The sequence below is a fragment of the Streptomyces inhibens genome (assembly GCF_003389455.1).
GTDB classification, from domain to species: domain Bacteria; phylum Actinomycetota; class Actinomycetes; order Streptomycetales; family Streptomycetaceae; genus Streptomyces; species Streptomyces inhibens.
Window position 1 is genome coordinate 1 of sequence record NZ_QUAC01000206.1, and the last position, 22634, is coordinate 22634.

At 70.1% G+C, this 22634-nt stretch carries 13 protein-coding genes and 1 pseudogene; all 14 read left to right on the forward strand.

The genetic code is table 11. The annotated features are described in order from the left end of the window. Positions 1 to 212 (forward strand): annotated as a pseudogene (locus tag DY245_RS44655) (hypothetical protein); the annotation flags it as partial. A gap of 112 nt (positions 213 to 324) precedes the next feature. Continuing rightward, a complete protein-coding gene (locus DY245_RS25440) occupies positions 325 to 1383 on the forward strand; it encodes a Pvc16 family protein (RefSeq protein WP_128509556.1) in 1059 nt (352 codons plus the stop codon). A 33-nt stretch (positions 1384 to 1416) separates the two neighbouring features. Next, positions 1417 to 3534, forward strand: a complete 2118-nt coding sequence (locus DY245_RS25445; RefSeq protein WP_128509557.1) for an ATP-binding protein — start codon at positions 1417 to 1419, stop codon at positions 3532 to 3534. A 62-nt stretch (positions 3535 to 3596) separates the two neighbouring features. Further along, a complete protein-coding gene (locus DY245_RS25450; protein ID WP_244943258.1) occupies positions 3597 to 3881 on the forward strand; it encodes a hypothetical protein in 285 nt (94 codons plus the stop codon). Beyond that, entirely contained in the window at positions 3878 to 10948 is a 7071-nt protein-coding gene (locus DY245_RS25455; protein ID WP_128509558.1) for an eCIS core domain-containing protein, read from the forward strand. Before DY245_RS25450 ends, DY245_RS25455 begins: the two co-directional genes overlap by 4 nt. Positions 10949 to 10972: 24 nt before the next feature. Beyond that, positions 10973 to 11650 (forward strand): hypothetical protein, encoded by a 678-nt coding sequence (locus DY245_RS25460; protein ID WP_220377940.1) that lies wholly within the window; start codon positions 10973 to 10975, stop codon positions 11648 to 11650. A gap of 56 nt (positions 11651 to 11706) precedes the next feature. Continuing rightward, positions 11707 to 12372: a hypothetical protein gene (locus DY245_RS25465; protein ID WP_128509574.1), complete on the forward strand. Its 666-nt coding sequence runs from the start codon at positions 11707 to 11709 to the stop codon at positions 12370 to 12372. Between the two features lie 3 nt (positions 12373 to 12375). Beyond that, on the forward strand, positions 12376 to 12756 hold the full coding sequence (locus DY245_RS25470) for a LysM peptidoglycan-binding domain-containing protein (RefSeq protein WP_128509560.1): 381 nt from the start codon (positions 12376 to 12378) through the stop codon (positions 12754 to 12756). Beyond that, on the forward strand, positions 12749 to 13891 hold the full coding sequence (locus tag DY245_RS25475; RefSeq protein WP_128509561.1) for a hypothetical protein: 1143 nt from the start codon (positions 12749 to 12751) through the stop codon (positions 13889 to 13891). The genes DY245_RS25470 and DY245_RS25475 overlap by 8 nt, the downstream gene beginning before the upstream one ends. A 77-nt stretch (positions 13892 to 13968) precedes the next feature. After that, positions 13969 to 14493: a phage baseplate assembly protein V gene (locus DY245_RS25480; RefSeq protein ID WP_128509562.1), complete on the forward strand. Its 525-nt coding sequence runs from the start codon at positions 13969 to 13971 to the stop codon at positions 14491 to 14493. 103 nt (positions 14494 to 14596) lie between these two features. After that, complete coding sequence (locus tag DY245_RS25485; protein WP_342354212.1) at positions 14597 to 14896, forward strand: hypothetical protein; 300 nt, start codon at positions 14597 to 14599, stop codon at positions 14894 to 14896. Further along, on the forward strand, positions 14893 to 15279 hold the full coding sequence (locus tag DY245_RS25490; protein ID WP_128509564.1) for a GPW/gp25 family protein: 387 nt from the start codon (positions 14893 to 14895) through the stop codon (positions 15277 to 15279). The genes DY245_RS25485 and DY245_RS25490 overlap by 4 nt, the downstream gene beginning before the upstream one ends. Beyond that, positions 15276 to 18539, forward strand: a complete 3264-nt coding sequence (locus DY245_RS25495) for a putative baseplate assembly protein (RefSeq protein WP_128509565.1) — start codon at positions 15276 to 15278, stop codon at positions 18537 to 18539. Before DY245_RS25490 ends, DY245_RS25495 begins: the two co-directional genes overlap by 4 nt. Continuing rightward, positions 18536 to 22531, forward strand: coding sequence for a putative baseplate assembly protein (locus DY245_RS25500; protein ID WP_128509566.1), 3996 nt, complete (start codon positions 18536 to 18538; stop codon positions 22529 to 22531). The genes DY245_RS25495 and DY245_RS25500 overlap by 4 nt, the downstream gene beginning before the upstream one ends. Positions 22532 to 22634 lie beyond the last annotated feature (103 nt).

Genomic DNA, 22634 nt, shown 5'->3' on the forward strand with positions numbered 1-22634 from the left:
CCGCGGCCCGCAATGCCGCGCGGGCCACGGCCGCCGGGCGGCGCGGGCAGCGCGGCGCCGAGCGGGTGGTGCACGTACAGATCGGACGTCTTGAGGTCAGCGCGGCCGGTGTAGAGCGCCCCGCGGCGGGCGGGCGACCGGCGCGTACGGAGCGCCGGGAGCCGTCGCTGAGCCTCGCGGACTATCTGGCGCGCGGGGGGAGGACGAGTTGACGGTCGCGGTCGCGGTCACGGTCACGGTCACGGTGACGCCTACGACGACTTGGTCAGCGCCGATTTCAGGGGGACGGGTTTCAGGGGGACGGAATTCAGGGGGACGGATTTCATGAGCAACGCACTCGCCGTCGCAACGGTCACCCAGGCCCTTGCGCTGCTGATCGAGCACAATCTGCACCCCGAGATCGATATGGCCGTCTCGGTGGAGACCCGTAAGCCGCCGTCCGATCCGCCGACGGATCCGACGATCACGGTCTTCCTCTACCAGGTCACCCACAACCCCTCCATGCGCAACAACGACCTGGTCACCCGTGCCTCCGACGGCACGCTGCTGAAGCGGCCCGCGGCCGCGATCGACCTGCACTTCGTGATCAGTGCGTACGGCGAGGAGACCGAGCTGGTCGGGCAGCGGCTGATCGGCAGCGTGGTGCGCACCCTGCATGAAATCCCCGTGCTGCCAAGGGAGTTGATCGAGGAGGCGGCGCAGCGGCCGTATCTGGAGGGCAGCGATCTCGCCGATTCCTTACAGAAGGTCCGCTTCACACCGACCCAGATGGACATCGACGAGACCTCCAAGCTCTGGGGGATGCTCAATAACACCCCGTACTCCCTGTCGGTCGTCTACCAGGCGTCGCTGGTGCTGCTCGACGGCCATCAGAAACCGGTGCCGGCCAAGCCGGTGCAGAGGGCGGAGGTGAAGGTGCTGCCGTTCGGGGCGCCGGGGGCGCCGGAGCGGCCGGTGGTCGGGAGTGGCGGCGCGGATGCTGCGGATTCCGGCGGGGTGGGGCCCGTCGAGAAGGCGGCCGTCGAGAAGGCGGCCGTCGGGACCGGAGCCGGGACCGCCGAGGCAGTGGAGGTCGGGACTGCCGGGGTCGCCGGAGCCACAGGGGCCGCCGGAGCCACCGACGCCAAGGCTTCCGGCGGTGGTGCGCGGGCGGCGAAGAAGGTGGCGGGCGGTGCGTCGGCCGGGCGTGGGAGCGGCAAGTCCAGTGGTACGTCCGCCCGTTCGCGTACCCGCAAGGCGACCGGAGGGGCTGCGCGGGACGGTGGACGGACCGGCACGGGCCATGGCGGGGGCGGCGGGACTGACGGCGGCCCCAGCGGTGCGGACGGCGGCGCCGACGGCAAGGCCGACTCGGCCCGTCCGGGCGACGGCAAGCAGAGCTGAGGCGCGGTGCGCGGAACGGGGGCGGAGACGGACATGGGGAGCGGCAGCAGCAGCGGGCGGCCGGGCACGACGGCGCCCGTCGACGCGGACGGCAGCGCGCTGGCCGCGGCGGTACGGTCCGTACTGGCACGCCTGGACGCCCACGCCGCGCGCGCCCACCGGACGACAGCGGGAGGCACCGGCGGGGCAGGGCCCGACGCAGTGGCCGACGCAGTGGCCGACGCAGTGGCCGACGCAGTGGCCGACGCAGCTCCTGACCCAGCACCTGACCCGGCTCCTGGCACAGCTCCCGACGCATCTTCCGACGCGCCGTCCGGCACAAGCACAGGCACCTGCACAAACACAGACACCGGCCCACCCACCCTCGACGCCCTGACCACCTACTTCGGCCTCAGCCCCTTCGAGCGGGAGATCGTCCTGCTCGCCGCCGCGACCGAGCTGGACCCGACCGCCGATGCCCGCTGCGCCGCCGCAAGCGGCGACCCCACGCGCACCTACCCCACCTTCTCCCTCGCCCTGGCCGCCCTGGGCGAACCGCACTGGAGCGCCCTCACGCCCGTCGCTCCACTACGCCGCTGGCGCCTGATCGAACTCGACGACGAGACCCGGCTGACGACCACCCGTCTCCGCCTGGACGAGCGCATCCTGCACTTCCTGGTCGGCTCGCCGTACCTGGACGCCAGGCTGCACGGGCTGCTGCGCCGTACCACCGCTCCTGGCGGCCTGCCGCCCTCGTACGACGCGGCCGCGCACCGCGTCGCGGCGGGCTGGGCGGGTGCCGGCCCCGACGCGCCGCTCCGTGTCGAGCTGGTCGGCGGCGATCTCCGCTCCCGCGCCGACATCGCCGCCACCGCCGCCCACCGTTCGGGCCTCGGCCTGTATTCCATGGCCGCCGACGACGTTCCGGCCGATGCCGCCGAACGCGATCGTCTCGCCCGCCTCTGGCAGCGCGAGGCGATCCTCCTGCCCGCCGCCCTCCTCATCGAGGTCGGTGAGATGGACCGTGAGCAGCACGCCGCCGCGGACTCGTTCATCACGGCGGCGGCCGTCCCCCTGGTCGTCTCCGCCCCGGAGCCGCGGCAGACCGGCCGGCCGCGCGGTGAGCGCGTCACCGTACCGAAGCTGAGCGACGAGGAGCAGCTGGGACTGTGGGCGGCGGCTTTCGCGGATGTCCCCGAGGTGACGGATCGTCATATCCAGTCCCTTGTCGCCCAGTTCCAGCTTCCCCCGCATGTCGTACGGTCCGCCGCCGCGACCGTACGCCGCGATCTGCCGGGCTCGGGCACCCTCGATGCCGCCGAGCTGGCCTGGCAGGCCAGTCTCACCGAGGCCCGGATGGGCCTGGACGAGCTGGGCCGCCGGATCGAGCCACGCGCCGGCTGGGGCGACCTCGTGCTCGCGGACCGGCAGCTGCGCATCCTCCAGGAGGTCGTCGCGCATGTACGCCAGCGCGGCACCGTCTACCAGGACTGGGGTTTCGCCAAGGCGCTGCGCAGCGGTCTCGGGGTCACCGCGCTCTTCGCGGGCGGCTCGGGCACCGGCAAGACGCTGGCCGCCGAGGTCATGGCCAAGGAGCTCGGCCTCGATCTCTTCATCATCGATCTCTCTCAGGTCGTCAGCAAGTACATCGGTGAGACCGAGAAGAATCTGAGCCGGGTCTTCGACGCGGCCGAACGTGGCGGCGCCCTGCTCCTCTTCGACGAGGCGGACGCCCTCTTCGGCAAGCGCAGCGAGGTCAAGGACAGCCACGACCGGTACGCGAATCTGGAGGTCAGCTACCTCCTGATGCGTATGGAGGCCTATCGCGGCCTGGCCGTTCTCACCACCAACATGAAGAAGGCCCTGGACTCCGCGTTCATGCGCCGTATCCGCTTCGTCGTCGATTTCCCCTTCCCGGGCGAGAAGGAGCGTGCGGAGATCTGGCGGCGGGTGCTGCCGTCCCAGGCGCCGATGAAGGGCATCGACCCGGCGCTGCTCGCCCAGCTCACCGTCGCCGGCGGTTCGATCCGCAATATCGCCCTTTCCGGTGCCTTCCTCGCCGCCGAGGAGGGTGACCGGCTGCAGATGCGCCACATGCTGGCGGCTGCGCGTACCGAATACCTCAAGCTGGAACGCTCCTTGGCGCCCTCGGAGGTCCACGGATGGGTCTGAACGAGGTCAGGAAGGCCGCTCGGGAGGCTGCGCCGGCGGGAGCGTCCGCGGCGGGACGCCCCGTGGACGAACCGCCGCGGTCCTTCCGTATCGACATCGGCGAGCTGGTCCTGGACGGTTTCGACAGCCGGGTGGACCCGGCCCGTGTCACGGCCGCGTTCGAAGCGGAGCTGACCCGGCTCGTACGCGAACGTGGGGTGCCGTTGGCGGCGGACGGGACGGGCGTGGCGCTGGACGGGCTCGCCGGGTTGCCGCCGCTGCCGGCGACCACCTCTGCCGTACGGCTGGGCGAGGCGCTGGCCCGTGCGGTGCACGCGGGGCTCGCGGGACGGGGGGATGCGCGATGAGTACGGCACAGTCCTCGGCGCAGGACAGCCGGTCCTCCGCGAGCGAGCGACGGCGCAAGCGCAAGGAGCGGTCCGCCAAGTCCCGTGTCCCGGAGCCGAAGAACATCGTCAGCGGCGCCGGCCAGCCGCTCGATCTGAGCGTCCGCCGTGAGCTGGAGGAGCAGCTCGGCCACGACTTCAGCCAGGTTCGTCTGCACACCGACCGGGACTCCGGGCGGCTGGCGGACATGATGGGCGCGGACGCCTTCGCGGTCGGCCAGGACATCTTCTTCCGTGAGGGCACGTACCGGCCGGGCACGGCGGACGGCCAACGCCTGCTCGCCCATGAGCTGTTGCACACGATCCAGAACCCGCACGGTCTGGGCGCGCTGCGGGCCGGCCGCGACCTGGGCTCGGTCAGCCTCCCGCAGGAGTCGATCGAGCGGGAGGCGGAGTCGGCGGCCCGGGCTTCCGTACTGGGCGCGTTACGGGATTCCGTACGTGTGGAGGAGCCGGCGGCGGAGATCGTGCCGGGGCAGGCGACTCCCGGCTGGCTGCGGTACGCGACGGTCGACGCCGGCCGTCGCCGGATGGAGCACCTGGACCCGGCCACGCTGGTGGACCGGCTCGCCAACGGCGTTCTGCGTTCGCTCCGCGGTGACCCGGAGGACCTTTCGGGCCGCGTACGTCTGCAACTGGCGCGGCTGGCGCCGGAGGTGCAGGAGACCGTGCTGGACCGCCTGGAGGTACGGCTGTCCACTCCCGAGCTCGACCGGCTGCTGGAGCTGGTCGAGGAGATGGCGGAGGGACCGCTGCCGCTGGAGTCGGCCACGGCCCCTGAACCGGTCCCCGACGAGGCCGGGGTCATCGAGGAGGAGCGTGCGCGGGCGGCCGCCGCCGCTCGCGACAGGCGCAAGGGCGACGAGAAGGAGAGCGACGGCCGCCGGAAGCGGGCGCAGCAGCGCAAGGACGCGGACCCGGCGGGCGACGGTGGCCCGGAGCGGGGCGGGCAGCCGGCGGCCGGGGGCGCGGGGAAGGGCTCTTCGGCGGCGGTCTCCTCGGCAGCGGCCCCTTCGGCGGTGGCCGCGTCGACAGTGGCCGCGTCGGCGGCGTCCGGGACGCCGCCCTGCCGCGACAAGGAACAGGCCACCGCGCGGCAGCAGGAGCAGACCGAAGCGAAGCAGCAGGACAAAGAGGCTGACCAGCAGGCCGCGCAGCAGGACAGGCAGAGCGCGGCCGACGGCCCGGAGGACAGCGCCGAGACCGAGCAGTCGGAGGACGGCGCGGGGGACGCGGAGTCGCAGGGCGCCGAGGGCGAGCGGGAGGACGGGGCCGGCCGGCAGAACGGCAGCGCCCCGGAGGCCCTGGACAAGAGCATGGCGGAGCCCGGCGAGAAGGACCGGACCGCCGGCGATCTCGACGGGCGGAGCGGCAAGGGCGATCCCGAGAACGAAGAGGACGCCGACGACGAGCCGTTGGGGCTCCAGGAGGAGTCCGGGGATCTCGACGAGGACGGCGGGCAGGGCGCGGAGGAGGACGAGGGCCTCGGCGCGGAGGGCGAAGCGGACTCCGACGCCACGGCCGGAGTCGGCGAAGACGGGCTTTCCCAGGGCGACTTGGGCGGCTCGACCCCGTCGGCGGCCCAGCAGAGTAACGGGAACAGCTCGGCGGCCGGCAAGGGGGACGGCGCTCCGGGAGTGCTCGATTCCCCGGCCGACAGGGGTCAGTCGGATGCGGCCGTACGGGAGGCGGACGGCGAGTCCGGCGGCGCGGGGGCCGGGGGCGCCTCCTCCGAGGAGGAGCAGGAGTCCGACGAGCGGCTCTCCCAGGACCTTCAGTCCGACAAGTCGATCGAGCAGGAGATCGGCCCCGAGCCGGACGAGAGCGCGGACGACAGGGTCGGCGAAGCATCCGGCGAGGAATCCGGCGAGAAGGGCGCGGGCGCGGAGGACGCCGACGGCGCCGAGGCGGAAAAGGAGCTGGCCGAGGAGCGCAAGGAGGACGCCGAGGCCAAGCGGCGGGACGAGGAGGCTCGTACCGCTTCCGCGGGTACGAGCGGGCCGGCGCCCGGGGCCGGTGGCGACACGGTCGCGCCGGGACGGCTTTCGAAGGCGGACGAGGACGCGCGCAAGCAGGCCGTCAGTACGTCTTCGGAGTCGTCGGCCTCCAGTTCGGGTTCAGGGTCGGGGTCGGCTTCCGGTTCGGGTTCAGGTTCGGGTTCGGCTTCCGGCGACGCGAAGAGCGCGGACGGCTCCGGCGCCAAGGACACCGCTCCGTCCGGCGGGACCGGCGCACACTCCGGCTCCGGTACGGGTGCCGGTACGGCAGCCGGCAGCGGATCCGGTACGGAAACGGGCCCGACGGCCGGCTCGGCCGCCGGTAGGAGTGAGGACCGGGCAGCGAGCGGCACAACCTCGTCCGGGAGCGAGAAGCCCAAGGACAACCCGTCGGACGGCGCGGCCACGACGACGAAGGACACCACCGGGCCGAAGGACACCTCCTGGCCGAGCGGCGCCACCGAAGGCAAGGACGCCGCCGAGGCACCGGCCGCCGCCGAAACGAAGGACGTCACCGAGGGGAAGGGGCCCGCGACCACGCCGGGCTCGGACGCCGGCCCGGAGAGGGTCTCCGCGACCGGCCCCGCGAACGCGCCGAAGCTCGCGCCGGGCAAGGGGGCGGGCGGCTCCGCGGCGGCCGTGGCGAATGCCGCCGCCGGCGCTCCCAAGGCGGAGCAGTCCGCGAAGCCCGGGCCGGGCAAGCCCACCGCACGGCCGAAGGCCGGGGCCACGCCCCGGCAGCGTCAGGCGGCGAGGCAGGCGGCCAAGAACGTCCGGCGCGGTGGAGGTGGCGGAGGCGGGGGCGGCGGCCGTACCGCTCCGGCACCTGCGCGAGGCGGCCGCGGTGGCGGTGGCCGCGCGGCGTCCGGCGCGGCGAAGCCCAAGAAGGACGCTCCGGCGCCCGATGTCTCCAAGAGCACGCCCGAGGCGGGGCTGGCCGCGGTGTCGCGGCTCAAGCCGTACCAGATGCTGGAGACGTTCAAGGGCGTCGACGGGGCGGTGGGCAACTCGGTCGGCAAGGAGCGTACGGCGCTGCGCAAGGGGCCGCCGAAGATGGCGCGCCCGACCGGCTCGCCGAGGACGGTACCGGGCGGTCCCACACCCGCCGCCCCGGGGACGTACACCAACGCCAAGGTCGCCCGCACCGACGCGGCCAAGGGCAGGACGCCCGACATCAACGGCGAGCAGCGGCCGGAGGGGGAGCCGCCCGGCGCCGATGTGGAGGAGCCGAGCTGGTGGGACATCCTCATGGCGATCGGCGGTGCGCTGCTCAAGAAGATCTTCCCGTTCGACGACCTGATCGACTCGATCATGGATCTGCCGACCTCGGACGAGGGTCTCAAGGGCAATCGGGTGGGCGACGCCCCCGGGGTGCCGCTCCAGGACGATTCCGATCCGCAGCGTACGGACGAGCAGGCGCAGAAGCTCGACGAGCGGAAGAACGAGCTGCACCAGTCCGGCCGTGAGGACGCCGGGCGGCCGATGGGCGAGGACCAGATCTATCCGGATGTTCCGCCGGAGACCCTGACCGGCAAGGTTCCCGGGGGCGGCGGGAAGAAGGCCGGGCAGAGGGGCGGCGGGGCGGGCAAGGGGCCCGGTGGCGGTGTGCCGATCGAGTCCGCCTCGGCCGTGGCCGAGCACGATCACGGTCCGGAGATCCAGGCGGGCTTCGCGCAGGGCCAGAAGAAGATGGGCGAGGAGCGCAAGGCCAAGGATCAGCGGGCGAAGGACGACAGGCAGCAGCACGACCAGGACCTGAAGCGCGAGGTCGACGCCAGCGGCAAGAAGCAGGCGGGTGAGCGTGCGAAGGGCCAGTCCGAGATCGCCGATTCCCGCGACAAGTGGCGCAAGGAGCAGGACGACAAGGTCGCGGAGGTCGACGACAAGAAGGGCAAGAAGTACGACAAGGTCCGTAAGGACGTCAACGACAAGCAGGAGCAGACCGACAAGGACGTCGACAAGCGCACCGAGGACGACAACAAGAAGATCGACGATGAGCACGCCGGCGCGCAGAAGGACGCGGAGCAGAAGCAGGAGGACAAGAAGAAGGAGGCCGAGAAGGGGGACGGCGGGTTCCTCGACGAGCTGAAGCAGTGGTGGGAGAACCTCAAGAACGACATCAAGAAGTTCTTCGAGCGGGCGCGTAAGGCTGTCACCGATCTCATCGACAAGTTCAAGCGCGAGGTCTTTCAGCTCATCGACGATGTGCGCAACTGGGTCGTCCAGCAGATCAACGATTTCGCCGACGCGCTGATCGCTTTCGGCGACGAAATGCTCGCCGATTATCCGGCGATGCGTGACAAGTGGCGCAACACCATCAACGCCGGCCGCGATTACGCCGTACGGAAGGTGAATGAGGCCGCGGACGCGCTGAAGGACGTTGCCGGCAAGCTGCTCGACGGGCTGTGCAGCGCCCTCACCGCGGGGCTGGACCTGCTGGAGGGCGGGCTGCTGGCGGCCGTCGATGTCGCGGAGAACGTCACGGTCAAGGCGGTGGAGGTCGGGCAGGCGGTGGTCTCGGCCCTCGGCGAGTGGGCCGCCATCTTCAACGACATCGTCTCCGATCCGGGCGGCTGGATCGACAAGGCGGGCTCCGCGGCGCATACGGGCGCGAAGGATTATCTGTTCGACGAGGTCAAGTCGGCGGTCAAGGAGTGGTTCAACCAGAAGGTCCAGGAGATCACCGGACTTGCACCGGAGGATTTCCAGGCGCTGATCGAGGGCAACGTCAGCGTCGAAGAGATGGGCAAAATGGCCTGGGACGCCGCGGTTCCTCAACTGCCTCTCATCATCGGTGAATTGGTCATCGAAAAGGTCGTCGCCAAGCTGATCCCCGGGGCCGGCTGGGTCATGGCGATCATCGACGCCCTGAAGACCGCATGGGACACGCTCAGCGAAATCCTGGCCGCCTTCGGTCTCTTCATGGACTTCTTGAAGGCCGTCAAGAGCGGAAACGCGGCACGGCCCTTCGCCAAAGCGGTCGCGGCCGGCGTCGTGGCCCTCCTGGAGCTGATCTACCAGGCCCTGATCGACGGCCTCAACAAGTACATGGGCAAGGTGACCAGCAAGCTCGGCGAAATGCTGAAGAACATCCGCGGCAAGCGGCGGCCGGGCGGGCACGGCGGCCCGGGCGAACCCGGGGCGCCCGGCTCCCCCGGCCAGAACGGCCGGCCCGGCCAGTCCAGCACGCCTGATCAGTCCGGCAGGCCGGGCCACCCCAACAGCCCCGCCCACGCCGACAAACCGGGCCCGACGGCCGACAAACCCGGCCCCACCGACAAGCCCGACCAGCGCCCGGCCCCGCGCAAGCCTTCGCCGGACAAGACCTCCCGCCCGGAAACGGGCCCCCGCCCGGGGAAGCACCCCTCCCCCGAGAAGAAGCCGCACCCCACCCACCAGCCCACGCCCAAGTCGAAGAAGAAGCCCGACGCGCACGAACGCCGCGACGACGGCAACGAGGTCAACGCGGCCCGCCGCCGAGCACGCGCCGCAAAGGACAAACTCCGCCGCGACGACAAGACCGGCCCCACCAAGCCCCGTCGCGGCCCGGCCCGCGACACCCTCCGCAAGAACAACCGCCCGGACAAGGACAAGTCCAAGGACCCCCTCCACAAGAAGGACCCCAACAAGCCCGACCTCAAAAAGCCGGACCGCAGCAAGGACAAAAAGAACGACCCCAAGAAACACCCCCGCCGCCCCGAATCCCGCACCCGCAGCAAACTCCGCCGCGCCCGCCAGACCATCAAGTCGGCCCTGTCCAGGTCCCGCCGCGCCGCCCGCCGCCTCCTCGGCAAGGGCCGCAAGCTCACCCACAAACTCAACAACCGGGCCCACCGCCTCAGAAACCAATGGCGCCGCCAACGGGACCGCTTGCGGCGCAACCACGACCGCAAGCGCGACAAACGACGAGAGAAGGGGAAAGACGGCCCCTACAAGTACGACATGCCGAAGGTGCACTTCCGCCAAGAGAATGGCGAAGTACATACGCTCATGTACCGCGGCCGCGGAAGCAACGCCGGCCTCGTGGTACGCAGCGACCCGGCAGCAATTCGCGAATACCTGGATAAATGGCGGATGGACATCGAGTCCATCCTGGACACTCCAAACGGAAGGAACCAGGCTGCATTTATTGAGCAAGCCGAAGACGCCCTCAGGCTCGTGAAGGAAGAACAGCGAGAGCTGCCTCCGATAGGCGCAACGGAGAGGAGCATCACCTCGAGGCAGAGGACTGCCCATGTGAGGCTACGCAGGCAACTGAACAGGCTTGCGGAAATGCTCGCACAACGGGAAAAGGATCCCAAGCCTCCCCTCCTCAATACATTCATTCCCAATTTTGACGACGGGGTGCGCGGCAGCAGCTTCGAGGCGACCGGAATCAACATGAATCCCCCCAAGGGGGAAATATCGACCAAGGCAAAGCCCGGAAACCCGCTCGGCTGGGACACGCTGCCACCCGTACCTACGAGATGGGTGCGAATGCACCTCTTGACGGAGAAGCTTGGCGGCCCTGCCAGGGGAGCCAACCTGGTTCCGGCGCCTGGACCTGAGGTCAACACCAAATTCCACTATCGCCTGGAGGGGCCCTCCTATAACGCGGTGGCAGTAACAAAGTCAGAGGACATGATCTGGTACAAAGTTGACGTATCTTTCCACTCCAACAATCCCGCGGACCAGAACTATCCCTACCCCAAGTCCATCGGCATGAAATGGGGTGGCTACGACGTAAAGAACAGGAGGTGGGTGAAGAAGCCCACGCGCATGTCCTACGAGCGCGACAACATTGAAATCCCAGGGCACGGCGACACCAGGTTCAACATAAACGGGCGAAGCCCAGCACGAATTCGCGACAAATTCAAGGTCACCGAAACTTTCGCCAAGGCAGTGGTTCTGCAGTCGCCTTTCCGGAATTTCCGCATCCTCAGGCTGAAGATGACGAAGTACAAGCGGGGTCTCCCTTCAAACCAGATGAGGGACTTTACTGTCGACATACAGAAGCTCGAGGCCAGGCAGAACGAACTTCGATACAACTAGAAAGCGGAGGATTCCATGTCACCGTTGAGTGACTACGAAAAGCGCTACCTAGCCATGCTCGACGAGCTCAGCAACTCTCCCGAGATTCAGGTCTACTACGAGGAGAGGGGCCCCGTTGAGGAACAGGTCGGAGACGCCCAAGAAGCATTCGAGTTGATTGCCGATGAGCAAGGGATCTTCTTGGATCCGTTGCTGCATCGTACCTTTCTCCGCTTTGAAGAGCTCTCTTGCCACTGGGGGGTGGAGCGGGGCGACGTGTACTTGACCGGCGAATTTTCGCTCTACCACCTCGCCGCAGCGATGCTCACAGTTGGCGTGGATCTGGCAACGGACGACACCCCCGAAGAGGAAAGCACTCTCTACTCGGAGCTACGTCTCTTCGATGACCACCCGCGAGGCGGGGGAGACACCATGGCAGCCCTACGCATCCATCCCGGGATGACATCCCCCGAGGTGTGGTACTACCACGGAACTCGCGGCGTATTCAAGTTGGATTTGAATTACAGCGAGTATCTCGATGCGCTACTGACCACCAAAGGAACCTACGGATGGCAGTACCTCTTCACCGACGTTTCAATGCGCGACGTTGACTTTCAAGGCGCGGCGGAAAACATTCAAAACATGCTCAAAATTTTCCCGGAGATCTTCCCTGATCACGACTACGAGCCTTTCCGGGTGCGGCTGGCTGAACGCCTCCGCTAGGAAGGGAAACCGATGACCCGGCCACTCTCCAAGAGTCCCAGAAAGGCACGGTGTTCATGACCCGCTACGCAGACATCCCCAAGCCCATCCGATCCGGCCTCGTCGTCGTCGATCCCGAGCGGGGGACGCCGCAGCGCATCATCGTCCTTCAGTTCAATCCGGACACGCTGGAACGCTCGGTCGCGCCCCAGGCCGCCGGTGGGGAAGGGGACAGCGGTGGGGGTGGGAGCGGTGGGGACCGGAACGAGGCGTTGCGGCTGAAGGGGCCGGCACAGGAGACGTGGAAGTTCACTGCGGAGATTGATGCCACCGATCAGTTGGATGTGGCTGCGCCCAATGGGATTCATCCGCAGTTGGCGGTATTGGAGATGTTGGTGCAGCCCACCACGGCGCAGTTGAGGGCCGCCTCGCATCTCAGCAAGAAGGGGACGATTGAGATCAGTCCCATCGAGACGCCGCTCACGCTCTTCACTTGGGGGAGTAAGCGGGTCATGCCGGTTCGGCTGACCGAGTTGTCGGTGAATGAGTCGGCGTTCGATGTGAATCTCAACCCGATTCGGGCCTCGCTCAGCGTCGGGATGAAGGTGCTGACGGTGAGTGATCTGCCGGCCGGGCATCGGGGGGCGGAGTTGTATTTGGCGCATCTGGCGCAGAAGGAGCAGTTGGCGCGGGCCGCGCAGGGTGGGAGTTTTGCGCAGTTGGGGCTCGGGAGGGGGATCTGAGGCGTGATCGAGCCGTATGAGCGGGCGTTGGACGAGGTGCCGGGGGCGCATCCGTATGCGCGGAGCAGTCGGTACAGCGGGGTGGAGATCGGGGTGTACCGGGCTCCTGATGGCAGTGAAGTGCGGTATGCCAAGCGGAGGTTGTTGCCGGCGCTGGCCGACGCGGCCGAGGAGACCGTGTCGCATGTCGTGCGGAGTGGGGAGCGGGCGGATCAGCTCGGGCAGCGGTACTTCGGGGATCCGGGGCAGTGGTGGCAGATTGCCGATGCCAATCCGATTCTTGATCCGCGGGAGTTGACGGATGAGCCGGGTGAGGAGATAGCCGTTCCGCTGGCGGGTGGGTTCCCGGGTGGGACGGTCGGGCCGGGGGTGCGGAATGGGTGATGACCAGCCCGTTGGGCGGGGGCCTATTCATGTGTCGTTGTATATGGGGCCGAAGTTGGCCAGACCGGTGCCGCCTGAAGTGACCGAGGCGCTGCTGTCGGCGCAGATTACCGGTACGGCGGGTGAGCGGAGCGGGTTTCAGCTGGCTTTCGACCTCACGAAGAAGGGCGCCCTTGTTCAGCGGTTGCTGCCGGAGGGGTTCTTCGATCCCAAGACGCGGGTGATTGTGACCGTGGCGATCAAGGGGACGGCGTCGGTGCTGCTGGACGGGTTGATCGTTCGGCAGGAGGTGGGGGCCAGTAATCAGCCCGGGCAGACGACGCTCACCGTTACGGGAGAAGATCTGACGCTGTTGATGGATCTGGAGGAGCGGACCGACCGGTATCCCAACCTCGCGCCCTCGCAGCGGGTTGAGCGGATTCTGGGGAAGTACGCGGACTACGGGATCGATGCGCGGATCATTCGGGAGCAGGTGCCGCAGCCGCCTCGGGAGCAGTTGAGGGTCGACTACCAGACAGGTACTGATCTGCAGTATGTGAATGAGTTGGCGAGGGCCAATGGGTACACCTTTTACCTTGATCCTGGGCCGGTGCCGGGGCGGTCGACGGCGTTTTGGGGGCCGGAGCAGCGGTTGGGGCAGCGGCAGCATGCGCTGAATGTGAATATGGATGTGAACTCGACGGTGGATCAGTTGACGTTCGCGTATGACGGGACGGCGCGGGAAGAGCCGCAGGCGAGGGTTCAGGATCCTGTGACGCGGCGGGCGCCGCTGCTTGCTCAGCCCGATATCAGTCCGTTGCGGCCGCCGCTGGGGCTGAGGGGATCACCGGCACTCAAGCGGAAGACGCTGAGCGGGACGGCGAAGAAGGACGAGGCGCTGGCCAAGGCTGAGGCGCTGGGGAGGGCGGCGACGTCTGCGGACGCCATCTCCGGGTCGGGGCAGCTGGATGTCAATCGGCACGGATATGTGCTGCGGCCGAGGGAGTTGGTCGGGGTGCGTGGGGCCGGGGTGACGTACGACGGCGATTACTACGTGAAGAGCGTGACGACCAATCTGAGGCCGGGTTCGTATCAGCAGAATTTCACGCTCTCGCGCGAGGGGCTCATTGCGCGCAGCGGCACCGTACGTCCGTAGCAGCACTCAGCAGACCCAGCACGCCCAGCAGATCCAGCAGATCCAGGAAACTCAGCAGATCCAGGAGACGTGGAGAAATGGCCGGCGCATCGAACAACCGCTTTCTCGGCAAGTTCCGGGGCCGGGTGGCGGCGAATGACGATCCGATGGGGATCGGGCGGCTCAGAGTCGAGGTTCCGGATGTGCTGGGGGAGGAGACCTCCACGTGGGCTTTGCCGTGTTTTCCGTTCACGGGAGAGCGGGCGGGGCAGGTTGTCGTGCCGTCGGTCGGGGCGGGGGTGTGGGTGGAGTTCGAGCAGGGGGATCCTAGTTTCCCGGTGTGGACCGGGTGTTGGTACGGGCGGCGGGATGAGTTGCCGGAGGATGCGCAGGTGGATCCGGCGATTTCGCATCCTGTTGTGGTGCAGACGCCCGGTAAGCACAAGTTGGTGATGTCCGATGTGCCGACGAACGGGATTTTGCTGGAGGCGCCCGGCGGGGCCTACGTGAAGATCGATGCGACGGGTGTGCATATCAATAACGGGCATGGCGCTTCGATTTCTTTGGTCGGGGATCAAGTCGATATCAATGAGGGCCGGTTGACCGTGCCCAAGAAGCGATAGGGCTGCGGGGGGAGCGAGTGACGTGGTGACCGGGATGGCTGGGACAGCCGGGAATCTGGTGCACGGTGGCGCGCTGATCAGTTGCCCGCACGGAGGTCGTGCGGTGGCCACCACTGCCTCCGGCGCCGGCGTACGGATCGACGGCGCGCCGGTGGCCACCGCCGCGGACCTCTTCACGGTCAGCGGGTGTACGCACATGGTCGGAGGCCGTCCGCAGCCGTGCACCAGCGTGCGCTGGACGCCGGCCGCCGGCGGCGGTGCCGTACGGGTCGACGGTGTGCCGGTGCTGCTGGACACCACGGCGGCCATGTGTTTCAGCGCCGGGCTGGTGCCGCAGGGCCCGCCGGTCGTGGCGTCCGTCCACCAGGGCCGTCAGGGCCACCAGGGGGTGTCCAGCCGATGAGGGCTGCCAGGAAAGTGCGTACCGAGATCGCGTTTCCGTTCCGTGTCGACCGGCGGGGGCGGACCGCGCATGCGGATCACGACGACCATGTGCGGGATCTGATCGAGCAGTTGCTGTTCACCAGTCCTGGCGAGCGGGTGATGCGGCCGGATTTCGGGTGCGGGCTGCTCGATCTGGTCTTCACGCCGAACAGTCCGGAGCTGGCGTCGGCGGTGGAGCTGTCGGTGCAGGCGTCGTTGCAGCGCTGGCTGGGAGACCTGATCGAGGTCGAGTCCCTGGACGTGGTGAGCGAGGACAACGTCGTACGGGTGTATCTGCGCTATGTGGTGCGCTCCACCGCGAGCCGGCGCGATGAAGTGTTCGAGGGGCGGGGCGAGGCATGAGCGAACAGCACGTCGCGACGGCGGAGTTGGTGTGCCGTACGGACAGCCGGAGGGGCCGGGTCAGGGCGGCGCGGCTCAATGGCGTCGATGCGGTCGAGGTGGCCGATGACGGGGTGACGCTGACCGTCACGTTTCTCGGGAAGGCGCCGCACGGGCTGTGCCCGGAGAACATCAGGATCGACGGCGGGCGGCGGATCACCGGTATCGAGGCGAGGGAGGTCTCCGTCGAGCGGGAGGAGGATCCCGAGCTCGACGACCGGCTGCATGTCGTTCTGGACCGGGCCGGGGACACTCCCCCAGCTACCGCCGGGGGTGCCCCCACGCGGTATCGGCTGTCGGTGGTCGGGACGGATGCGTACGGGCGGCCCGGTACCGAGCCGTACGAGGGGTTCGACCAGCGGTATTTCGGCGCGGAGTTCTCCTTTCGCCCCGACTGTCCCAGCCCCTTCGACTGCATGGACGAGGAGGCCGGTCGCGCCGAGGACTGCCCGGACACCTTCCGGCCCGCCCCGGTCGCCGACTACACCGCGCGTGACTACGAGACGCTGCGCCGGCTGGTTCTGGACCGGCTGCGGCTGACGACCCCCGACTGGGTCGAGCGCAACCCCGCCGATCTGGGAATGACGCTGGTCGAGCTGCTGGCGTACACCGCGGACCAGATCAGTTATCAGCAGGATGCGGTGGCCACGGAGGCGTATCTCGATACGGCCCGGCGCCGGGTGTCCGTACGGCGCCATGTGCGGCTGATCGACTATCCGATGCACGACGGATGTAGCGCTCGCGCCTTCGTGTCCGTCGAGGCGGTCGAAGAACTGACGCTGCTGCCGGGCGAGTTCCGCTTCGCGGCGGTCGATGTGCGGACGTACGGGCCGCGCGACCGGCCGGAGATCGGGAGCGTCATCGACGACCGTGATCTGGCCGTGCTCGACGAGCGGGGCTCGGTCGAGGTCTTCGAGCCGGTCGCCGACGCGCCGCTGTGCGTGCGCCCGGAGCACAACGCCATCCGGCTGTGGACCTGGGGCGACGAGGTGTGTGCGCTGCCGAAGGGTGCGACGGGTGCGACGCTGCGGGACGAGTGGGCGGATGAGGAGTGCCGGGCGCGCGCGCTCCGCCTCTCCCCCGGTGACCTGCTGCTGTTCGAGGAGGTCAAGGGGCCCCGTACGGGTACGCCCGGCGACCAGGACCCGGCCCACCGGCAGACGGTCCGGCTGCTGTCCGTCACCCCGGCCGTCGATCAGCTCGACAGCCAGCCGGTACTGGAGGTCACCTGGGCGCCGGAGGACGCGCTCACCTTCCCGCTGTGCCTGTCGACGCGCGGCGGTACGGATTGCCGGCCGGTCGAGGACGTGAGTGTGGCGCGCGGCAATGTCGTGCTGGTGGACCACGGGCGGTCGCTGATCTTCGGGGCCGCAGCGCAGGAGAGCACCCCGGAGACCGTGACCGTACCTCCGGTGCCCGCCGTCCTGGGCTCCTGCGAGCCGCCCGCCTTCGGCTGCGGCGACCTCAAGGACGGTGGCAACGCAACCGCGCGGCTCATCAACGCCCTTCTGGAGAAGACCCGTTGTCACCAGGCGCTCGCCCCCGACGACATCCGTGAGCTGTTCACCGTGGTCGGCGAGGAGGCGACCGTACGCGCCGGGCTCGGCCTGGAGCTGGCCGGGCAGCACCGTGTGGGGGTGCCTCCCAGCGGTAGGGGGAGAGTCGTCCCCGGCACCGCGTACGCCCAGGCCGAGGCGCTGCGTACGCTGCTCGCGCAGTCCGTCTATCCGGGCATCCGGCCGCGCTTCCGCCCCGTACTGAGCCGCTCCCCCGTCGCCCAGACCGTGCCCTTCCCCCGGCCCGCCCAGGTGGCCGCGGGCCAGGCCGGCCACCTGGCGGGCATTCCCGAGCGGGTCCGGGCGCGGCTGGTGGAGCTGTGGCGCAGCGCCCGCGATCACGACGGGCTGTCGGACGAAGAGATCGCCGAGCTGACGGTGGTCTTCGGCCTCAAGGTCCTGGAACGGCTGGAGCTGCGCCGGCACCCGGTACGGGCGCTGCGCGAGCTGCTGCACCGCGGTGACCGGCTGCTGGACGCCAAGCTGCGCCGTCTGGAGGTGCTGAGCGCACGTGCCCGCGCGGGCACGGTGCTGGACGGGCGGATCGCCTGGGAGATCGCGCACAGCTGGGGTCCGGCGTACGCGGCGGGGCTGCATCCGGACGATCCGGTGCTGCACGGCCCGGCCGCCACCCTGCTGCCCGATCCGCGCGCCGCGCTCCCCGCCGTACGCATCCACGAAGAAGACGGCGGGCGGGAGTGGCTGCCCCGCCGCGATCTGCTCGGCAGCGGCCCCCGCGACCGTCACTTCGTCGGGGAGCTGGAGGACGACGGACGGATCGCGCTGCGCTTCGGCGACGGACGCTACGGCGCCCGGCCCACCCCCGGCAGCCGCTGGGAACTCCGCTACCGCCTGGGCGGCGGTACGGCGGGCAACGTCGGCGCCGAGGCGATCAACCATCTTGTACTCGGCCGCGGTCCGAAGCAGTCGGACGCCGGTGACCCGATGCCGGTGGCGAGCGTACGCAACCCGCTCCCCGCGACCGGCGGCACCGGGCCGGAGCCCGTCGAGCAGGTACGGCAGCTCGCGCCGCTCGACCTCAAGCGGACCCGTCTGCGCGCGGTGACCGCCGCGGACTACGCGGAGCTGGCGTCCGCGCTGCCGGGTGTACAGCGGGCGGCGGCCGAGATCCGCTGGACCGGCAGCATCCAGGAGGCGCATGTCGCCATCGACGCGGCGCGCACCGGCGAGCCCACGCCCCAGCTGCTGGACTCCGTCGCGTACGCGCTGGAGAGCTACCGCCGGATCGGGCACGACCTGGTCGTCGAGCCGGCCCGTGCGGTGCCGCTCGACATCGAGATCGAGGTCTGCGCCGCGCCGGGCCATCAACACGGGCAGATCCTGGCCGAGTTGGCCCGGGTGCTCGGCAGCCGGCGGCTGTCCGGCGGCCGTCTCGGCTTCTTCCATCCGGACGCGCTGACCTTCGGCGAGCCGGTGCGGCTGAGCCGCCTCACCGCGGTGGCCGCGGCCGTGCCGGGTGTGCGGAGCGTGCGGGTCACCCGGCTGCGACGGCTTTTCCCTCAGGAACACAGGGACAACAGAGCACTGGAGGACGGTGTGCTGCGGCTCGGCCCGCTGGAGATCGCCGTGTGCGACAACGACCCGGAGCGGCCCGAGAACGGCCGGCTGGTCATCGGCATCGAAGCGCTCGGGGGTGCGCGATGACTGCTTCCACCTGTGGCTGTGGCTGCGGCGGGGACAGGAGCGGCAGCGATGAGCGCCGCGCCCCGAACGCCCTGTACAACCCGCCGGGCCGTACGGCCCTGAACTACCGCGTGGGCGACTACGGCTCGTTCCTGGCGGGGATGCTGGACCGGCTCGCGTCGCCGGCCTACCCGGCGCTGCGCGGTCTGACCGTGGGGGTCCCCCCGCGCGAGCGAAGCCGAGCGGAGGGGAGGACCACCGACGACCCGGCGATCGGGCTGCTGGACGCCTGGGCGGTGCTCGGTGACGTACTGACGTTCCACAGCGAGCGGATCGCGGACGAGGGCTATCTGCGGACGGCCAACGAGCACCGGTCGCTGGCGCTGCTGGGGCGGCTGGTCGGGCACCGGCCCCGGCCCGGTGTGGCCGCCGACACCCACCTCGCGTACACCCTGGACCGCGACCCCCGCGCCGAGGATCTGCCGGTGGTGATCCCGCGGGGGGCGCGCAGCCACAGTGTGCCGGCGGCGACCGGCGAGGAGTCGCAGACCTTCGAGACCGATGAGGACCTGACCGCGCGCTGGGCCTGGAACGAGCTGGCGGTACGGCGCCGGCGGCCGGCGCTGCTGACCGCGGACGATCTGACGACGCGCCCGGAGCTGCTGGTCGCGGGCACCCATACGGCGCTGACGGTCGGCGACAGGCTGTTGTTCGACTTCGGGGCGGAGCGGGTGCTGCTGCCGGTCGCCACGGTGCGGCTGGACCGCGCGGAGGATGTCACCGGGCTGGGGCTGCCGCGGTCGGCGCCGCCGTCGCTCAAGGAGCTGGTGGCGGAGTTGCGGGAGTGGATCACGGAGCCGGAGGACGCCGGTGACCCCGATGATCCGGACCATCCCGGGCCCCCCACGCCTCAAACGCCCAACCCCCGTCCGGTCAGCAGGTTCATCGCGGACTTCGATGTGCAGGTGCTGGCGCCGCTGCGCAAGGACCTGGACGGCATCACCACGCCGGAGCAGTTCGTGGGGCGGCTGGCCGGGCCGCACGAGCGGCTGGCGGAGGCGCAGGCGGTGGCCGCCGGGTACGAGGAGGTGGCCGCCTGGTTCGAGCAGCTGGAGGCGGTGGTCGGCGAGCTGGCGGCGCGGGCCGGTGAGCTGTCGGGCGAGGTGACGGACGGGGCTCCGGCGGAGGGATCGGACGGATCGGAGGGATCAGGCAGCTCAGGAAGCTCAGGCGGCGGCCGGACGGCCCCGGCGGAATCCGCCCGGACGGCTCACGCCACAAGCCCCGCCCGGCCCCAACCCCCCGCCGCCCTCTCCGCGTTGGCCTCCGTACTGCCCGCCCTGCGGACCCGGGTCGTCCGCCCGCCGTCCGGCGCCCGGGCGCTCGCGGGCGAGCCGGGGCGGCTCTTCGGGACCGGCTCGGAGCTGGGTGCGCAGCTGCTGTCCGCGCTGGATCCGCGGGTGTCCGACGGGCTGTATCCGGCGTGGCGGCAGGCCGCGCCGGCCCCGTCCGGCCCTTCGGCCGGCGGCGGGCCCACCCCGCCGCTCCTCCGTGCCGTGATGGCGATGCGGGTCACCGCCGCTCCGTTCGGTGCGACCGCGCCGCTCAAGCCCGTACAGGACGAGCGCGGCCGGGTGATCAGGACGGCGGACTGGCCGCTCACCGGCGCCGCGCTGACCAGTATGCGGATCGTCTTCGACACCGCGGGCAAGGTGCCGGTGCGGGCGGAGTTCCAGCACATCGAGACCGGGAGTTCGGACCAGCGCAGCGAGAATCTGCCCGCCGATCTCCCCTTCGCCCTCGGGCCCGGACGGGTCGAACTGCACACCCGTACGGGACAGGACCACGATCTGGGCTGGCTGGGCCGCCGTCCGGCCGATTCGCAGCAGCCGGGGGTCACCGCGCGGCTGCTGGCCGGGCTGCCGGAGCGCACGCTGTTCGTGTCCCGGCCGGGCGAGGACGGCACGGTCCATATCGCGGTGGACAACGGCACTCCGCTGTCGTGGGATCTGGGGCCGGGGCAGCACAAGCAGGTCACCCATGGCGAGTACGAGATCACCGTGAAGGTCGCGTCCGGCGGGGAGCCGCCGAGCGTGGAGATCGGCATCGCGACGGTGCCGAAGCCCGCCGACCGGCGCTCGCTGCCGCTGGACGGGGTGTACGACGGGATCACGGTCGGCAGCTGGGTCGCCATCGAGCGGCCCCGCAAGGGCAAGGACCCGGAGAAGGACCCCGACGGCATCCCGGGCGACCGCAAGCTCGCGTTCGTCACCACCCGGGTGACGGCCGTCCGCACCGCCGTCTTCACGCACTACGGGATCACCGGCCGCGGCACCGTACTTACCCTCGCCGACCCGTGGCTGGACGAGCACGATGTGGTGCTCTCCGCGATCCGGGACGCGACGGTGCACGCGGCGGGCGAGGTGCTGCGGCAGGCGGACGATCCGGTGGGTGAGGACGTCCATGGTGAGGAGATCGAACTCGCCGAGCTGTACGACGGGTTACGGCCGGGCCGATATCTCGTGGTGTCGGGTGAGCGGACCGACATCCCGGGTGCGGCGGGGGTGCGGGGCACGGAGCTGGCGGTGATCGCGGGCGTCGAGCAGACCGTGGATCCGGATCTGCCCGGCGACCGCGTACACACCACGCTCACGCTCACCACCGGCCTGACCCACCGCTATCTGCGGGACTCGGTCCGTATCCAGGGCAATGTGGTGCCCGCGAGCCACGGCGAGAGCCGGGACGAGCCGATCGGCAGCGGCGATGCCGCACGCGCCCATCAGCGGTTCGCGCTCTGGCAGTCGCCGCTGACGTGGCTGCCCGCGGACAACCCTCTGGGCGCCACGCCCGAGCTGGAGATTCGTGTCGACGGGCTCCTCTGGCACGCGGTCGACAGTCTGGCCGGGCGCGGGCCGCACGAGCGAAGCGAGATGGGGGTCCCCCCGGCCGAAGGCTGGGGGAGGGTGTATGTGACCGGGACGGCGGGCGGGGGTGGCCGTACGACGGTGACGTTCGGCGACGGGGTGCACGGCGCCCGGCTGCCGACCGGCCATGACAACGTACGGGCCCGCTATCGCTTCGGCACCGGGCGGGCCGCGAATGTCGCGGCGAACCGGATCACCCAGGCGGTCTCCCGGCCGCTCGGTGTGACCGGGGTGACCAATCCGCAGCCCGCGAGCGGCGGCGCGGACGCCGACGGTCCCGGGCTGACCCGGCGCACCGTCCCGCTGTCGGTCTCCGCGCTGGACCGGCTGGTCTCCCTCGCGGACTACGAGGACTTCGCCCGCTCCCGGGCCGGTATCGGCCGGGCGTCGGCGCGCGAACTCTTCGACGGGCGGCGGAAGGTGCTGCATGTGACGGTGGCGGGGGTGGACGACATCCCGATCGCGCCGGACGCCGAGGTGCTGCGGGCGCTGCGGGCCTCGCTCGCCGAGTACGGCGATGCCCGGCTGCCGGTGCGGGTGGACGTGCGCGAGCCGGTGCTGCTGCTGCTCATGGCGAAGGTGAAGGTGGCGCCGGATCATGCGTGGTCGCTGGTCGAGCCGCGGGTGCGGCAGGCGCTGATGGCCGAACTCGGCTATGACGGACGGGAGTTGGGGCAACCGGCGCAGTTGTCGGAGGTGCTGGCCGCCGCTCAGGCCGTGCCCGGTGTGGACCATGTGGACGTGGATGCCTTCACCGGCGTCCCGGCCTCCGTGACGCCCGCCGAACTCGCCCATCTGGCCGATGAGTTCGCCGGTCCGCCGCGGACCTCGGTGCCGGCCCGGCTCGCCACGTACGACGAGCAGATCCATGAGGTGACGGCACAAGGCGGCGAAACCCTCTCCGCCATCGCCGGCCACTACGGCATCTCCCTCGCCGAACTCCTCCGCCTCAACCCCGACATCACCGACACCCGGCCGCCGGCGAGGGGCCGCGCGGTCTGTGTCTTCCGCGGTATCCGGCCGGCCCAGCTCACGCTGTTCTCGCCGCAGGTCGCGAACACGCTCGTCCTCACGGAGGTGGCCCGGTGAGCGAACGCGCTGGTCCTCACGGAGGTGGCCCGGTGAGCGAACGCGGTGAGCGAATCGTCGGAAGGTGTGCGCCTCGCGAATGCGGGGCCGAGCGAAGCGAGGT

Excerpts from the sequence above, each read along its gene's own strand:
- DY245_RS25440 (WP_128509556.1), top strand. The coding sequence starts at position 325 with ATGAGCAACGCACTCGCCGTCGCAACGGTCACCCAGGCCCTTGCGCTG.
- DY245_RS25445 (WP_128509557.1), top strand. The coding sequence starts at position 1,417 with ATGGGGAGCGGCAGCAGCAGCGGGCGGCCGGGCACGACGGCGCCCGTC.
- DY245_RS25455 (WP_128509558.1), top strand. The coding sequence starts at position 3,878 with ATGAGTACGGCACAGTCCTCGGCGCAGGACAGCCGGTCCTCCGCGAGC.
- DY245_RS25465 (WP_128509574.1), top strand. The coding sequence starts at position 11,707 with ATGACCCGCTACGCAGACATCCCCAAGCCCATCCGATCCGGCCTCGTC.
- DY245_RS25475 (WP_128509561.1), top strand. The coding sequence starts at position 12,749 with ATGGGTGATGACCAGCCCGTTGGGCGGGGGCCTATTCATGTGTCGTTG.
- DY245_RS25480 (WP_128509562.1), top strand. The coding sequence starts at position 13,969 with ATGGCCGGCGCATCGAACAACCGCTTTCTCGGCAAGTTCCGGGGCCGG.
- DY245_RS25490 (WP_128509564.1), top strand. The coding sequence starts at position 14,893 with ATGAGGGCTGCCAGGAAAGTGCGTACCGAGATCGCGTTTCCGTTCCGT.
- DY245_RS25495 (WP_128509565.1), top strand. The coding sequence starts at position 15,276 with ATGAGCGAACAGCACGTCGCGACGGCGGAGTTGGTGTGCCGTACGGAC.
- DY245_RS25500 (WP_128509566.1), top strand. The coding sequence starts at position 18,536 with ATGACTGCTTCCACCTGTGGCTGTGGCTGCGGCGGGGACAGGAGCGGC.